Source organism: bacterium (assembly GCA_016702305.1).
Taxonomy (GTDB): Bacteria; Electryoneota; RPQS01; order RPQS01; family RPQS01; genus JABWCQ01.
The window spans coordinates 574,377-590,524 of sequence record JADJEH010000001.1 but is presented as its reverse complement, the minus strand read 5'-3'; the positions used below and the strand labels follow the sequence as shown (position 1 = coordinate 590,524).

Sequence of the window (16,148 nt, the reverse complement as noted above, 5' to 3'; positions counted from 1 at the left end):
GGCTACTCTGCCTGTTCGGCGGTTCCGGCGCTGACGATTTCGCCGCCTTGCAGGCCGGAGGTCACTTCGGTCCGGATGCCATCGGAGATGCCGAGCGCAATGAAGCGTTCTTCGGTCGTGCCGGCGATCGTGTCGGTCACCAGTTTGACAAAGGCGGAGTCGCCTTTAAAGAACAGGGCCATTTCGTCCAGAATGGGGACATCGGTGCGCTCGTCCACAACGATTTTGGCGGTCGAGCTCATGCCGACCTTGAGTTTCCCTTCATCGTTCGCGACGCGGGCTCGCACATTAAATACGATCTGTTGCTCTTTTTCGCTGTAACGACCGACCGGCGAGATGTGGTAAATTTCTCCGGTGAAAGTCTTTCCCTGGTAGGCCTGAACGGTGACATTAGCCGTCAGGCCCGTCTTAAGTTTGCCGACATCGGCCTCGTCCACGTCTCCGCGGAACTCGATCTCGGAGGGATCACCCATAGTAATCACGACCGTGCCGCCGGACGCCGATGTGGTGGGAGTAACCGAAGCCCCCTGGTCCAATTCCCGCGTGAAGATCAGCCCGCTGATTGGCGCGACAATCGTGGTCGAGGTTGTTACGATTTCGAGATCGTCAAGACGAGCTCCTAACTGTTCACGTTGAATCAGAGACCACTCAGCCTGAGCAGCCGCGAGTCGGGCGTTTGCACGCTCAAGCACCCGTTCTGCATCGCGCCGATTCTGTTCCGGGACGAGGTTTTTTTCCGAAAGTTCGCGGCTGATCCGCAAGTCATCCTCGGCCTGCCGGACTTCAACTTCAGCGGTGCGAAGTTCCTGCTGGGCCCGCACCTGCTCGGCCGGCGACGATTCGGGAGAGATCTCGAACAGCCGCTGTCCGGCCTTAACGGAATCGCCCTCTTCAACATAGAAGCGCCGTACCGTACCACCAGTCTTGGACCGGATTTCGATTTGGTGCAGTGGGCGAACGCTGCCAGTCGCCACAACGGTTTGGATCATGTCGCCGCGCTCGACCTTGCTCAACTTAAGTTGCGGCTTGGCTTCAACGTCCTTTTTGCAGCCGAATGTCAGTGGAAGGGTGAAGGCCAATAGGCCTACGGTAAAAATGCGGGGAAGTTCGTCATGGCCTTTCCGGGTTGGTCACGGGTCTATCCAGTCAGAGTTCTGGCTTGAAGAAAAGTTGCCTTTTGGGCCAAAAAAAAGCCAGCGTTTCAGCGTGGCCAGGGTTCCAGAGGCGATTATGCCTCTCGTAATAGCTTCGAGTATGAGTGGAAATGAAAATCCGGAGAATAAGAACAACAAATATAATTGATTATCGAGAACTTACCCAATATTTGAAGTGCCGGAAACCGCTTGACTTCGGAAGGAAACGACCGTATCTTTGGTGCAAAGTGGAGCAAATAGGGACAGATTGGTTCGTCCGCCCAAATGCACAGTCTTCCGTTTGTAGGTAAACACGACGCGGCCGTTGACGACAAGGGCCGGTTATCTATTCCCGCCGAGTTCCGGAACGCCCTGCCGTCCGACGCTCAGCGGCATGTTGTGCTCACGGTCGGCAGTTCGGACTTCATCAATGTGTTCCCGGTGGACTACTTCAACGCTTTCTATGCCCCGTCGGAAAACGACACGGCCAATTTCGCGCTGGACGACAGTATGGACCGGGATATGGTACTGCTGACCGAGGCTGCGGTTCGCCCGATTGACGCGCAGGGCCGAGTAACGGTCCCGGGAAACCTGCTCAAGCAAGCCAACATAGGCCGGGAAGTCGTCTTCTTTGGCCGTCAGAAGTTTTTTACGATTTGGAATGCCGAGGCGTTCCAATCTCGCATGAAGAGCGTGTCGCTGTCCAAGGCAGAAGCCTGGAACATGCTGACCGACAAGACCAAAGGCAAAGGACAATAGTCAGATGGGACTGCACCTGCACACCCGCCAGGACTGCGACCGCGCGGAAATCGAAGTTCGCGGAGAGATTGGCGGGAATTCGCTCGCGCAATTGGAGGCCGCCATTGAGCACTTCCGTTCGCGCGGCTGCACCATTATTGACGTCACCCTGATTCCAACCGTTCAGCGCGCACGGACGCGCGGTCCAGTGGTCGCCGAGCTTGTCCCCGACAATAGATTCGCCATCCGTCAGGTGTAACTACCATGACGGGCTCCCCGCGCTCACCGCAGATGGGCGCGGGGACAGTTTTTCACAGCGCTCTTTGACGGAATTCATCCGATGACCGCACCCTATCACATCCCGGTAATGGGTCCCGAGGTCGTTCAATGGCTGGTCACCGATCCGCAGGGGGTATATGCGGATTTCACGGTGGGCGGCGGCGGACACTCGCGGCTGATATTGGATCAGTTGGGCGAGGACGGGCTGCTATGCGGTATAGATCGCGACTCCGATGCGGTTGCGGCGGCACGAGCCGTGTTGCCGAATCGCATCAAGTTGTGGAATATACGATTCTCTGCGGCACAGAGCAAGCTCGAAAACGAGTTTGGCGCCACTTTTTCAGGCATCCTAATGGACCTGGGAGTGTCGTCCTACCAGCTTGACGAAGCCGCACGCGGCTTCAGCTATCGTGGCGATGGCCCGCTGGATTTGCGCATGGATCGGGAGTCGGGTGAGACCGCGGCCGAACTACTGGCCAGACTCTCGGAGGCCGAACTGCGCAATCTGATCGGTCGGCTCGGGGAAGAGTCGCAGGCTCCACGGATCGCCAAGGCCATTCACAATGCCAAGGCGATCGAACCGATCACGACGACGGGCAAACTGGCTGAGATCATTCGCCGTTCGGTGCCGGCCACCTGTGTGAAGTCGTTGCCGCGAGTGTTTCAAGCGCTGCGAATGGCCGTCAACCACGAGTTGGATGAATTGAAATTGGGGCTGGAGAGCGCGTGGGCGTTGCTGCGTCCGACGGGCCGTCTGGTCGTCCTGAGCTACCATTCCCTTGAGGATCGGCCCGTCAAGCAGTTCATGCAAGCGCTTGTCCATCCTCCCCTCGATCCTCTGACGGGCATCATTACTCCTGCACAACCTCCCCGCGCCCGGTATCCGGTGCGCGGACCGCTCCTCCCTTCGGCGTCGGAACTCAAAGCCAATCCCCGTTCGCGCAGTGCCAAGCTGCGTGTCATTGAGAAACTGAGCTGATACCTCCAATCCATGTCCTCCACGCTGACCGTGTCCACTCCTATCTACCGCCCGAAGCGCGTACCCCGCGTGTTGCGTCGGCAGGCGCCGCTCATACGCCTGCTGGTTGTGTGCGGAATGGCGGCGACGCTGGGGCTGATGGTGGCCTGGCGGAACTTCTCCTATCAGCAGCTTACAATTGATGTGGCTCGGCAGCGGGCGCAATTACACCAGATAGATCAGGAGATTCAGCATCTGACCGGTTCGATTGAAGCCGCCGCGCCCTACAATGAGGTTGCGGATTGGGCTAATCGCGAACATGGCTGGAAGCTCCGTTCCGCCCAAGTGGATTCAATTCGTGTTCCCTCGCAGTCCGCTTCTCCCCTATCCCATGACCGTGCCAAATTTCCCGGGTAACCATCGGCGTTTTCGTGGCCGCGAACGCCTGATTGCGATCGCCTTTCTGGTGGTCATGATCGGGTTTGGCGCGCGCTTGGTCCAACTTCAGGTGGTCGAGCATTCGCGTTGGAAGGCCATGGCGCAGGCGCAAATGTATAACACGGCCAAGGAGCCGCTGCCGCGCGGCGAGATTCGCGATCGGCATGGCCTTCCGCTGGCGGTAACCCTCCCGATGTCCTATGCCGTGGGATTTCGACCTTCGGAAACGATCAATCGCGATAGCCTGGCGCAAGTGCTAACCAACTACCTGCCGCTGGCCGAGACGACGATCCGCCGGAAACTCGACAGTCACGGTTTCACGTACTTGGCGCGGCGTGTGGATTGGCAAGTTGAGCAGCGGCTCGAGCCGTTGAAACTGCCGGGCATTGAGTTCACACGCGAAGCGCGCCGCAGCTATCCGGCCACGGTCGCCGCCGGCACCATCGTTGGCTTCACCAATGTGGACGGCATCGGCCAGGACGGGATTGAGCGCGCGATGGATTCACTGCTTAGCGGCGACAGACTTGACATGATCGTATGGAACGATGCCCGTCGGGCAGTGCCTGCCGTCATGAGCCCGATGGAAGAGGCCGTCGCGCAGTCGGGTGCGCACGTCCAACTGACCATTGATTTGCAATTGCAGGCAATTCTCGATCGCGCTCTATCGGAGGAATTGGCAGATCGTCAGTTTGAGAAGGCTTGCGCGCTGCTGCTCGACCCGCACACGGGTGAGATTCTGGGACTTTCAACCCTACCGCAGTTTGATCCAAATGCACCGGCGGATGTCGCGGGCGAGTTTCGCCGCTGTTGGCCGGTGACTGATCTGTTTGAACCCGGTTCGATCTTCAAGGTTGTAACCGTTGGCGCCGGGCTTGAGGAGAATGTCGTTACGGCTGCGACGCTGATTGACTGCGAAGGCGGCAAGTACCGCGTGCCGGGCAAGGTGCTGAACGATGCGCATCCGTACGGAACGCTGACTGTGGCTGAGGTATTTTCCAAGTCCTCCAATATCGGCTGCGCAAAAATATCGGAACGCCTGCGCGCTGACGACGTGTACGACTGGATCATGCGCTTTGGATTCGGATCAAAGACTGATGTCGGACTATTGGCGGAACCAAGCGGTTACGTGCCGCGTCCGGCGAACTGGAGCGGCCCGACGCGATCCAACCTTGCGATTGGCCAGGGCGTATCTGTCACGGTGCTGCAGATAGCCGCGGCGTACGGCGCCGTTGCCAACGGCGGCATGCTCATGCAGCCGAAGTTGATTCGCGCTCTCGAGTTTCCGACCGGCGAGAAGGTGGCATTTGATCCAGTGAGCCTGCGCCCCGTGTTGCGAGAGGAGACCGCTCGCGAGCTGACCCGCTTGATGACCATGGTGGTCGAAGAGGGCACCGGCAAATCCGCCAAGATAGAAGGCGTCAAGATTGCGGGCAAGACGGGCACGGCGCAGAAGGTGAATTTGGAAGCCAAGAGCTACTACTCGAATCGTTACGTGAGTTCTTTCGTCGGCTTTTTCCCCGCTGATGCGCCGCAATACGTGCTGGCGGTCGTGGTGGATGATCCGCGCGGCGGTTCGTATTACGGCGGGCAAATTTCGGCGCCGGTGTTCAAGGCGATTGCGCATGAAATTCTCGAGTCGCGCCACCCGCACCTGCTGCCGCCGGACGAAGAATCGACGGAGTCGGACTCAAGTAAACTGGTCGAACAGGATAGCATTGAGCAAGAAGAAATCAGTTTCGACTCGCTGCAATTTGCGAACGTACCGCGCGTGGCGATGCCGGCGGTGCTCGGCCTGCCTCTGCGCGTCGCCGCTGAACGCATGGCGAATGCCGGTCTGACCGCAAGGCTCGAAGGTCACGGAGTGGTATCGTCGCAGCATCCGCCTGCAGGGATTCAGGTGCCGTTGGGCTACGAGTGTTATATCATCGCTCAGCCGATCGGAGTTGCACAGTATGCCGTCTCTCGCTGAGTTGGCGCGCGCCGTCGGCGGCACTTTGCAGAATGCGGCGGGAAGTGAATCTTACGCGAGCGTCGTCTATGACTCGCGGCATGTGACAGCAGGAGATGTGTTCGTCGCGATCAGCGGGCACAAGGACGACGGCGGCAAGTACATTGAATCTGCGTTTCAGCACAGCGCATGCGCGGTGATCTGTGATACGGACGTAGCGGTTGTCAGCAACAGGCCGGTGATTCGCGTACCCAGCACGCGCGCGGCACTTGCCGGCGCGGCCTGGTTCACGGCGGGTTATCCCAACCATCAGATGAAGCTCGTTGGCGTGACCGGCACCAATGGCAAGACCACGGTGACCGCGGCGCTTGCGCAACTGCTGACGCTGTGCGGAAAGCCGACCGGAGTCTGCGGTACGCTGGGCATGTTCTTTGGAGACTATCGCTTTGATAGTGATCGCACGACCGCCGAAGCGCCTGAGTTGGCCGCGGCGTTTGGCGAAATGCACGCCCGGGGCGCGACGCATGTGGCCATGGAGGCCACGTCCATCGGCCTTGTGATGCATCGGCTCGACGAGTTGCAGTTTGACGTCGCGGTCTTCACGAATTTGTCCCGCGACCATCTTGACTTTCATGGAACGTGGGATGACTACCGTTCCGCAAAGCTAATGCTCTTTGAATCGAGCCGTCTGCGCGGCCAAGCCGTTATCAATGCCGACGATGCGGAAGCGCAGCACTTTTTTCGCCATACTGCGCGGCATACTTTGACATACGGCATATCTACCGTGAGCGACTTCCAGGCGACGGAGGTCACACTAACCGCGAGTGGGACGCAGTTCTTGCTCGTATCTCCGGACGGCGCGTTCCGGGTCGCGACGAAGTTGGTAGGCCAGTTTAACGTCTACAATACGCTGGCGATATTGGCGGCGGCACATGCGCTGGGTATTGAGACCGTGGACGCGGTGCGTGCCATGCCGCACGTGAACCCCGTGCGCGGCCGGGCTGAGGTCGTCACGTCTTCCGCACCATTTTCGGTGCTTGTAGATTACGCGCACACTCCTGACGCATTGGAGAAGATTCTCTCGACGTTGCGCGAGTTGACAGGCGGTAAACTTCTTTGCGTGGTCGGGGCCGGCGGTGACCGTGACCGCGGTAAACGTCCGATCATGGCGGCGACCGCTGAGCAGTGGAGCGACCAAGTCTATCTTACTTCCGACAATCCGCGCACGGAAGTGCCCGAGATGATTCTTGCGGAAATGCAGGCTGGTCTGCGCGATCGGCAACAGGCGCACGTTGATCCGGATCGCAGAGCTTCGATTCACGCAGCGCTGTCGGCTGCTCAGTCCGGCGACGTTGTGGTGATTGCCGGCAAAGGGCATGAAACGTACCAGGAAATACAGGGCGTGAAGTATCCGTTTGACGACGCGACCGTGGCGCGTGAATGGCTCCTCAGTCACGGCTACGAGGCATGACGCTGCCGACGATTGGTTGGCTCGCGCGGACCCTGGGTACACGCGCGACGCTTTTGGCAGAGCATCCGATGGTGGTTTCGATTGACAGTCGCTCTTTGAAGGCCGGTGAGACGTTTTGGGTGTTGCGTGGAACTCGTGACGGTCACGAGTTTGTGGCAGCAGCTCTGCACGCGGGCGCGGCGGCAGCGGTAGTCGCAAACGGCTTCTCGACGGGAGTATCAGAACTGGACGCACGACTCGTGCACGTTTCTGACCCGACGGACGCCTTGACCGCGGCGGCGCGCGCATGGCGAAACGAACTGCGCGGAACCGTGGTTGGCTTGACCGGCTCCGTCGGGAAGACGACGACGAAGGACTTCATCTTCGCGGCACTCGGCGGCGCGGACGATGTCAGCGCCACCACAGGCAACTTCAATAACGAGATCGGTGTACCTCTAACTCTTCTGCGCACACCGATCGAAGCGGCGGCGCTGATCTGCGAGATGGGCGCCGCGCGCATTGGCGACATTGCGCACCTGTGCTCGATTGCCCAGCCGAATTCAGGCATGGTCACGACAATCGCCGCGGCGCATGTGGAGACGTTTGGATCGCTCGACGGAGTGATGCGCGGCAAAGGGGAACTTTACGATTACATCGCGGAACACGGGACGGCCTACGTTCCATTGGCGGATGCGCGCTGTGTGCGCGCGGCGACTCACTGTCGAGATAAGATCGGCTACGGATTTTCTCCAAGAACCAATGACTGGGAGAGCGAGTATGTCGAAGGCGAGCAGTTGGAGTTTGATGCCGAAGCGCGGGCGCGATTTGTGGTGCGCGGCGTCCATGTCGAACTGGCCGTACCCGGTCGCCCGGCCGCTCAAGCCGCGCTGGCCGCAATGACAGTCGCATTACACCACGGACGAAACCCGCGCACAGCGGCGGGATATTTGGCGCATGCGGCGCCGACGCGCGGCCGGGTCAGCGTGCGGCAGGCGGGCGATGTGACGATCATTGATGATTCGTACAACGCTAATCCGGCCAGCATGCGGTCGGCATTGGAGACTCTTTCGCTTCGCCAGAGTCCGCGCAAGATTGCAATTCTCGGCGATATGCTGGAGCTGGGCGATATGGCGGACGCGGCGCATCGTGATGTCGTCAATGAATTAGAAAGCGCTGGCGTGGCAATCGCCGTGCTAATTGGTCCGCAGTTTTCGCACGTGGCGGCCTCGAGTATTTCGCGAACGCAAATGTGCATCTATCCTTCAGTCAATCAGGCGCTGCCGGTGCTTGCACAGCTTGTGCGGCCGCATGATCTTGTGCTGGTCAAAGCATCGCGCGGCATGGCGCTCGACAAGGTCGTTCAAAAGCTCGAAGAGCAGTTCAGCTAATGCTATATCACCTGCTGGTACCATTGCGGGACGAAATCATCGGAGCGAATCTGTTTCGCTATCTGACTTTTCGCTCCGCGCTGGCGGCGGTGCTGGGATTGTTAATCTCATTTCTAATTGGTCCGTGGCTGATTCGCAGGCTGAAGGCGCATCAGATCGGCGAGGAGATACGCACCGACGGTCCACAGACGCATCTCGTCAAGGCGGGCACGCCGACCATGGGCGGCTTGATGATTCTGGCGGCGGTGTCCATCCCCACGCTGCTGCTGGCGAATCTGACGAACTTTTATGTTCTGCTAACGCTTATTTCGTTCTTATGGATGGGGGCCATCGGGTTCTTTGACGATTATCTGAAGGCCGTCAAGAAGAAGAAAGCCGGTTTGGTCGCGCGCCAGAAGCTCGTTGCCCAGATCGGTTTGGGCATGCTGGTCGGCATCTTCCTGTTGAACTACTCACACCTCTTCGGTCAGAACTTCCACCACTCGGTCACGCAGACCACCGTGCCATTTGTCAAGCAGGTGATGTTTGACTTCGGCTGGGCCTATGCACTCGTCGTCATGGTGGTGATAACGGGTTCTTCGAATGGCGTGAATTTGACGGACGGATTGGATGGACTGGCGATTGGTGTAACTTCGATTGCTGCGGCGGCCTTCGCAGTTATCAGTTACGTCACCGGCAACGTCAAGTTTTCAAGCTATCTGAATATCATCTATCTGGATGGCGCCGGGGAATTGACGATATTTTGTTCGGCATTACTCGGCGCGGGTCTGGGATTTCTGTGGTTCAACAGCTACCCGGCGCAGGTCTTCATGGGCGACACCGGCGCGCTCGCGCTGGGCGCGGCACTGGGTACGATGGCCGTACTGCTGAAGAAGGAGTTTTTTCTCGTCGTTATCGGCGGGATATTCGTGGCCGAGGCGATGAGCGTGATGCTTCAACGCGGCTACTTTAAGTACACCAAGCGAAAGTTCGGCCAGGGACGACGGATATTTCGCATGGCGCCACTGCATCACCACTACGAGCAATTGGGATTGCACGAAACCAAGGTTGTCGTGCGCTTCTGGATCGTACAGGTGCTGCTGGTCTTGATCAGCCTGACCATGTTCAAGGTGCGCTAATGGCACTTGACTTGACGGGTCAGCGGGTCGGAGTGTTGAGAATAAAACGCAGTGGAATCAGTGCAGCGAGACTTATCCATCGGCTCGGCGGGACTGCCCTGATTTCGGAGCGCAAGACAGAAGCAGAGTTGGGCGACACACCGCGTTCGTTGCGAGCGGACGGAATTCAACTTGAATTCGGCGGACATGCACGGCTGACGACGGAACGATTCGATATCGTCGTGGTCTCCCCCGGCGCGGTGTTGCGGGACGAGTGGCTGGCGGCGTGGTCCAGTCGCGGCACAGAAATCTGGTCGGAGTTCGAGCTTTCGTCGCGTTGCTACGACGGCCGCTGGATTGCCGTCACCGGCAGCAACGGTAAGACCACGACGGTGACTCTTCTTACGGAGATGCTGCGCGCGGCAGGACTTCGCGCGCAATCGGTAGGCAATATTGGAACGGCTTGGAGTGAACTGCTGCCGGCACGCGACGTTGACATTTTTGTCGTCGAAGTGTCCAGTTTCCAAATGGAATTTACGCACAGTGCCCGTCCTACGATCGCCGTTTTGCTGAACGTACTTGAAAATCACCTGGACCGTCACGGCGATTTGACGACCTATGGTCTGCTCAAATTGAAACTCGCCAGGCGGCAGACAGCCAATGACATCGTCGTTCTGAACGGTGACGATGCTTTCCTGATGCAGCATGCGGCGTCGTTGAAATCGCGGCGAGTGGAATTTGGCACCGGAGTCAATGCCGACTGGCAGGTTGTGGATGATGCAGTTTTTATGATTGACGGCTCGAGCGCGCATCAACTTCTGCACGCGGACGAATGGCATCTGACAGGTCAACACAATTTGCTCAATGCAGCGGCGGCAGCAGCGGCGGCCTTTCATGCGGACGCACCGCTTGACGCCATTCGCAGCGCATTGATACTCGCCACGCCGGTCGAGCATCGGATTGAGTTCGTCCGCGAACTGCGGGGCATCCGCTTCTACAACGACTCCAAGAGTACGAATCTAACGGCAACAATGACTGCAATCGCGGCGGTCGCTGGCAAGATAACACTACTCTTCGGCGGACAACCGAAACTCGAGAGTTTTGCGCCGCTGGGAAAACTGCTCGGCAACAAGTTGGCGCATCTCATCGTGTTCGGCGAAGCAACCGCCAAGGTCCGACAGGAAGTACCTGTAGACGACCGTATCATATATTGCGATGATTTGTCGTCTGCGTTAACAACCGCTTGTGGATTCGCTGACGCTGATGCGATTCTCCTCTCGCCCGGCTGCGCATCCTACGATCAATTTAACAATTTTGAAGAGCGCGGCACAGTGTTCAAATCCCTTGTGCGGAACATAACGTGAACCCGAAAACCACCCTATACTCGCCGCTCGGCCAGACGAAATCCGCGTTGGACTATTTCCTCGTAGGATCAGTAGTGTTGCTGTGCATTGCAGGCGTGGTCTTCGTGTACACGTCGTCCGCCGTACACTCCTGGCAGGGCGCTGGCGGCAGCTCGATGACGTTCTTGACGAATCATTTGCAGCGTCTCTTGGCCGGCTTCGCGGCATTGACATTATTCTACCACATTCGATACCAATTTCTGGAACGCATTGCGCGCGGCGCATTAATCGCCGCGTTAGCCGCACTCGTCCTTGTGCTTCTGTTGCCGAAACTGCCCGGCACTACCGCCAAGCGTTGGATCGAAGTGTTCGGGTTGAGTATCCAGCCTGCCGAGATCGCAAAATACTCGCTGATCATTTACGTTGCGAAGCGCCTTTCCGAAATAGATGAGTCTTCCTTTCCGGTTGAGCGCAAGCGGAAATTCAATGCCCTGCTTATCATCGTGGCGTTGACACTCGGGTTAATTATCATCGAGCCCAACTTGTCCATGGTCATCTTGATCGCGGGTACTGTTGGCACGATGCTGATGATGCACGGCCTGGAGTGGCGGAAACTGCTGCTGCTGGCCCCTATCGGAGCGCTGGGCGTCGGGGGCATTCTGCTCGTGAAACCCTACATGGTTGAGCGGATCGCGTCCTTCATTTCGGGAATCTCAAATCCGATGAATACGAGCTACCACGTGCGCCAAGCGCTCATTGCCATCGGCCAAGGCGGCATATTTGGATTGGGGCTCGGACAATCTACGCAGAAGCACTACTACCTGCCCGAACCGTACAACGACTCAATATTCAGCATCGTCGGTGAAGAAAGCGGGCTGATCGGGGCTCTGCTGCTGCTCTCCGCGTTTCTTGTGCTGATCGCGCGCGGCTGGAAAGTCGCGTTGCGCGCACAGGACCAATTTTCGTACTACCTCGCGGCCGGCATCACCGTTGCCTTGGCCTGCTCGACCGTCATTAACATTGGTGTGAATCTGGCGCTCTTGCCCGCCACGGGTCAGCCGCTTCCGTTCGTGAGTTACGGTGGAACATCAATCGTGATGTCACTGGCGGCGGTCGGTATTCTTCTCAATATTGCCAAGCAACAGAACACGTCCACGAAGTGGCAAGGCTCCGTGCGCACGCTGAGTTTCTGACATGCGCATTGTGTTGTGCGGCGGCGGAACAGGCGGACACGTGTTTCCGGCGCTCGCCATCGGCGAAGCGCTGCGCGCCGCGGATCACGCCGTTGATTTGCACTATTTAGGCACTGCGGAAGGTATAGAATCGAGATTAGTGCCGCAAGCAGGCGAAAAGTTGCACCACATTGCGGCCGGGGGCATCGTCGGAAAAAGTTCTCTCAACCGCTTGTCAGGATTGGCGCGCGCCGGGCTGGGAGTTTTGCAGTCGCTAAGCGCTTTGCGTTCTTTGAAGCCCGATGTGGTTGTCGGCACGGGCGGATTCGTGATGGCTCCTGTTTTGTTAGCCGCACGTTTGCTGGGGATTCCATTTCTAATTCAAGAACAGAATTCCTTCCCCGGCCTGACCACTCGCAAGTTCGCTCGACACGCACGGGCGGTGTTTCTGGCCTATCCGGACGCGAAGGGTTATCTTTCCGGCGCTCGCACGATGCTCACTGGGAATCCACTTCGCAATGCAATTGTGGAACAGGCGAGCGTGTCGAGCAAGGTTAGTTCGAGTACACCGCGCACATTCGTGACAGGCGGATCATTGGGCGCCAAGTCCATTAATAATGCCGTGGCTGGCAGCCTTGCCGAACTTTGCGGCGTCACACGACTGGCTTGGCAATACGGAAAGACCGGCCTTCCGGCGACCGTTGATCCAGCCGCCGTTTCAGAGTTGACAGCTCAGCAGAGACTCGTCTGCGCGCCGTTCTTTGACGACATACACGTGCACTATGCGGACGCGGACATCGTGGTCTGCCGCGCCGGCGCTATGACCCTTTCCGAGCTTCCACTGTACGGTCTTCCGGCAATCCTCATTCCATTCCCGCATGCCGCACACGACCATCAACGCGCCAATGCAGCCGCGCTTGCGAAGATCGGCGCCGTGCGCGTGATTGAAGACGCCGAGCTTACCGGTGCGAGTCTCTTTCAGGCTGTTGCGAAACTTCTGGCGGATTCTGACACACGCCATGCGATGTCCGATGCGATGCGATCCATCGCCAAACCGCGGGCCGCGCACGATATCGCTCAATATATTCTGACCCAACATTGAATACTTCGCCCTCACTTACGACATTTCGCCACGTACGCCGGATCCACATGGTCGGGATCGGCGGAGCGGGCATGTGCGGTATCGCCGAAGTGCTCGTGAGCATGGGTTTTGAGGTCAGCGGCTCTGATTTGCAGCACAGCGACGTGACGGAACGTTTGGAGTCCATGGGCGTTCGCGTTTGCTATGAACACAACGCGGAACAAGCGGCGGGCGCCGACGTCGTCGTGTTCTCATCAGCAGTACGCCCCGAGAATGCTGAAGTTCGCTATGCACGCGAGAACCGGATACCGACGATCCCCCGCAGTGAAATGCTCGGCGAATTGATGCGTTTGAAGCGCGGCATCGCGATTAGCGGCACGCACGGGAAGACGACCACAACATCCATGATCGGTCAGTTATTCGCGCATGCGGGACTTGCCCCCACCGTGATCGTCGGCGGCAAGGTTCGCGCGTTGGGCACGGGAGCGGCAACGGGCACAGGTGAGTTCCTTGTGGCGGAAGCCGATGAGTTTGACCGGTCATTCTTGCGGCTCTCCCCCACGCTGGCCGTCATCACGACGATTGAGGCCGAGCACCTCGATACGTATCTCGATTTGGAGAGCATCAAAGACGCGTTCGTCGAATTCGCTAACAAGGTTCCGTTCTACGGATTAGTCGTGGCCTGCGCCGACGATCCGCACACGCTTGAAGTTCTGCCTCGCATCAAGCGCCCGCTATTGACGTATGGTCGCGCGGAATCGGCGGATTTTCGAATCGTTTCCGAAGAGTATGCCGGGCTGACATCAGCATTTGAAGTGGTCACGTTGGACCGCGAACGCATTCGCATCGAATTACAAGTGCCGGGCGCGCACAACGTGTTGAACGCTACGGCCGCCGTGGCGATTGCGCTCGAAACGGGCCTTCCGGTGCCGCGGATTCAGAGTGGATTGCGGGAGTTCACTGGAGTTCATCGCCGCTTTGAGTTCAAGGGCGAACTGAACGACGCGCTGATCTTCGATGACTACGCGCACCATCCGACCGAAGTGCGCGTGACGCTGGAAACGGCCCGCCGCAGTTGGCCGGATCGCCGATTGGTCGCGGCATTTCAACCGCACTTGTTCACGCGCACGCGGGATTTTGCCAGTGAATTCGCGGATTCGCTGTCAATTGCCGATCGTATCTTGCTGCTTGACATCTATCCATCGCGCGAACGGCCGCTTCCGAATGTGACAAGTGAACTCGTCGCGGCGCCGCTACGACTTGCGGGCAAAGACGTTGTCTTGATCAGCGCTGAACGTTGCGGCGATCAGATTGCCGCTGAGTTGCGCCCTAATGACGTCTTGATCGCGATGGGCGCGGGCTCGATCTCCGGAATTATTCAAGGCATTTTGCCGACCCACGCATGAAGGCCGTTGCTCTAACCGAGCTCACGCAGCGTGCGCCTTGCTCTTTACGCTTTCAGGTTCCGCTTGCTCCGCTGACGACCTTTCGCGCGGGTGGTCCCGCCGAAGTTCTGGCCGAACCGCGCACGGAAGCGGAATTATTGGCACTGCTGCGTACGTTGAATGCGCTTGACCTGCCGCACTTCTACCTCGGTCTTGGCTCCAACCTGCTGATCGCTGACCGCGGCATTCGCGGCGTCGTGATTCGGGCATGCGGCGAATTGGCGGCGTTGTCGGTGAATGGAAGTATCGTCACGGCTGGCCCGGCGGCGCGACTGCTCTTGATGACAACAATCGCGGCTCGGCACGGACTGTCAGGATTAGAACCCTTGTCGGGGATTCCCGGCACGGTGGGCGGCGGACTTTGGATGAACGCCGGCGCTTACGGCGGTGAAATCTGCGATGCATTCATGGACGTGCGTGTCATCACTCCCGAACTGGAAATCACCACGTTGCAGAAGCGCGATATTCACTTCAGCTATCGGAGTGCGCCGGAATTGCGCGACAAGATTGTACTGAGCAGCCGCTATCAGCTGACGACCGGGGATTCTGCGCAGATCTTTTCGGAGATGCGTCGGGTTTGGCAACTGCGCCGGCAGAAACAGCCGATTGAATTCCCCAGTGCCGGTTCGATTTTTAAACGCCCGCCGGGAGATTTCGCGGGACGCTTGATCGAAGCGTCAGGCTGCAAGGAATTGCGCATCGGGGGGGCGCGCGTCCCGGCGAAGCATGCGGGGATATTCATCAATGACCGCCACGCGTCAGCAACCGAAATTGCGGACTTGATCCGCACGGTGCGCCGCCGTGTGTTCGAACAGTTCGACGTTCTTCTCGAAAACGAAATCATACCTGTAGGCTTCGATGGCGACCCGTTCGCAGTCTAAACCCGATACGCAATTGCGCCGCAAGCGTTTCAAAATCGCCGCGATGGTTGTATTGTCCGTATTGGCCGTCGTATTCGCCGCATTGGCGCCGCGACTCGCGCAACTGGGCATCACAGAGCTTGCGTTTCGGACAAAGTCATGGCGTTGCGAGCAGATTCAGGTTGTCGCGGGTGCCGAGCTGTCGGCGGATTCGCTCTTAAAAATCGCTGGAATCGAACCGAACTACCCGTTGGCCGCATATTCGACTTCGCAGATTGCCGAGCGGCTCTTGCGCAGCCCCTGGATTGCCACTGCTCTGGTAACGCGCCGTCCACCGAACGTGATTGAGGTGCGCGTGACCGAACGCACGGGCGTGGCACTGTTGAACGACGGGTCGAACTTGGCGGTGAGTTCTGATCTATATCTTCTCCCTGCCGACGGCAAACCGTGGGCTAACGCGCTGCCGTGGTTGTCGGTGAATCAACCGTTTGGAAGGAGCGCCGGGCCGATGTTGCAAAGCGATCCGTTGTTCGCGGTGGCCCGGCAATACGCGAACGTTCTCGCCGTTGCGCCTGATGTTGCCCGCAACATCGCTGAAATGTACCGGATAGACGGGACATGGGGTGCGGTGCTGTTAGATCCGGTGCTTTCGATATCGCTCGCGCCGGACATGAGCGCGGAGAATTGGCTGGCGTTTGACCGCTTGCTGCATGACGGTTCATTTCGAAACAAGATTGATTCAAACGCGGTCGTTGACTTGCGTCTTCCTGGATTTGTGACACTTCATTTGCCTGTCAAGCAGGCGGAGGAATCGTAAT

At 58.4% G+C, this 16,148-nt stretch carries 15 protein-coding genes; 14 read left to right on the top strand and 1 reads right to left on the bottom strand.

Going from position 1 to position 16,148, the window contains the following annotated elements; all coding sequences use genetic code 11:
* Positions 1 to 2 precede the first annotated feature (2 nt).
* On the bottom strand, positions 3 to 1,079 hold the full coding sequence (locus IPH10_02440; protein ID MBK6909785.1) for an efflux RND transporter periplasmic adaptor subunit: 1,077 nt from the start codon (positions 1,077 to 1,079) through the stop codon (positions 3 to 5).
* 339 nt (positions 1,080 to 1,418) lie between these two features.
* On the opposite strand from IPH10_02440, the gene IPH10_02435 reads away from it, so the two are divergent.
* From IPH10_02435 to IPH10_02370, 14 genes are all read left to right on the top strand, one after another.
* Positions 1,419 to 1,892, top strand: coding sequence for a hypothetical protein (locus IPH10_02435; protein MBK6909784.1), 474 nt, complete (start codon positions 1,419 to 1,421; stop codon positions 1,890 to 1,892).
* A 4-nt stretch (positions 1,893 to 1,896) separates the two neighbouring features.
* Positions 1,897 to 2,130, top strand: a complete 234-nt coding sequence (locus IPH10_02430; protein MBK6909783.1) for a hypothetical protein — start codon at positions 1,897 to 1,899, stop codon at positions 2,128 to 2,130.
* 81 nt (positions 2,131 to 2,211) lie between these two features.
* Positions 2,212 to 3,129, top strand: coding sequence for a 16S rRNA (cytosine(1402)-N(4))-methyltransferase RsmH (gene rsmH, locus IPH10_02425; protein ID MBK6909782.1), 918 nt, complete (start codon positions 2,212 to 2,214; stop codon positions 3,127 to 3,129).
* Positions 3,130 to 3,141: 12 nt separating this feature from the next.
* The gene (locus IPH10_02420; protein ID MBK6909781.1) at positions 3,142 to 3,525 is read left to right on the top strand and encodes a hypothetical protein; all 384 of its coding nucleotides are present in this window, start codon (positions 3,142 to 3,144) and stop codon (positions 3,523 to 3,525) included.
* Positions 3,467 to 5,515, top strand: a complete 2,049-nt coding sequence (locus IPH10_02415; protein ID MBK6909780.1) for a hypothetical protein — start codon at positions 3,467 to 3,469, stop codon at positions 5,513 to 5,515. Before IPH10_02420 ends, IPH10_02415 begins: the two co-directional genes overlap by 59 nt.
* Positions 5,499 to 6,965, top strand: coding sequence for a UDP-N-acetylmuramoyl-L-alanyl-D-glutamate--2,6-diaminopimelate ligase (locus tag IPH10_02410; GenBank protein ID MBK6909779.1), 1,467 nt, complete (start codon positions 5,499 to 5,501; stop codon positions 6,963 to 6,965). The genes IPH10_02415 and IPH10_02410 overlap by 17 nt, the downstream gene beginning before the upstream one ends.
* Complete coding sequence (gene murF / locus IPH10_02405) at positions 6,962 to 8,332, top strand: UDP-N-acetylmuramoyl-tripeptide--D-alanyl-D-alanine ligase (protein MBK6909778.1); 1,371 nt, start codon at positions 6,962 to 6,964, stop codon at positions 8,330 to 8,332. Before IPH10_02410 ends, murF begins: the two co-directional genes overlap by 4 nt.
* Complete coding sequence (locus IPH10_02400; GenBank protein MBK6909777.1) at positions 8,332 to 9,450, top strand: phospho-N-acetylmuramoyl-pentapeptide-transferase; 1,119 nt, start codon at positions 8,332 to 8,334, stop codon at positions 9,448 to 9,450. Before murF ends, IPH10_02400 begins: the two co-directional genes overlap by 1 nt.
* Positions 9,451 to 9,485: 35 nt before the next feature.
* Entirely contained in the window at positions 9,486 to 10,793 is a 1,308-nt protein-coding gene (murD, locus tag IPH10_02395; protein ID MBK6909776.1) for a UDP-N-acetylmuramoyl-L-alanine--D-glutamate ligase, read from the top strand.
* A complete protein-coding gene (locus tag IPH10_02390) occupies positions 10,790 to 11,965 on the top strand; it encodes a cell division protein FtsW (GenBank protein ID MBK6909775.1) in 1,176 nt (391 codons plus the stop codon). The genes murD and IPH10_02390 overlap by 4 nt, the downstream gene beginning before the upstream one ends.
* Before the next feature lies 1 nt (position 11,966).
* Positions 11,967 to 13,046: an undecaprenyldiphospho-muramoylpentapeptide beta-N-acetylglucosaminyltransferase gene (murG, locus tag IPH10_02385; protein MBK6909774.1), complete on the top strand. Its 1,080-nt coding sequence runs from the start codon at positions 11,967 to 11,969 to the stop codon at positions 13,044 to 13,046.
* A 47-nt stretch (positions 13,047 to 13,093) separates the two neighbouring features.
* Positions 13,094 to 14,431, top strand: coding sequence for a UDP-N-acetylmuramate--L-alanine ligase (locus IPH10_02380; protein ID MBK6909773.1), 1,338 nt, complete (start codon positions 13,094 to 13,096; stop codon positions 14,429 to 14,431).
* Positions 14,428 to 15,351, top strand: a complete 924-nt coding sequence (murB, locus tag IPH10_02375) for a UDP-N-acetylmuramate dehydrogenase (GenBank protein MBK6909772.1) — start codon at positions 14,428 to 14,430, stop codon at positions 15,349 to 15,351. The genes IPH10_02380 and murB overlap by 4 nt, the downstream gene beginning before the upstream one ends.
* A complete protein-coding gene (locus IPH10_02370) occupies positions 15,329 to 16,147 on the top strand; it encodes an FtsQ-type POTRA domain-containing protein (protein MBK6909771.1) in 819 nt (272 codons plus the stop codon). Before murB ends, IPH10_02370 begins: the two co-directional genes overlap by 23 nt.
* The last annotated feature ends 1 nt before the right edge of the window (position 16,148 follow it).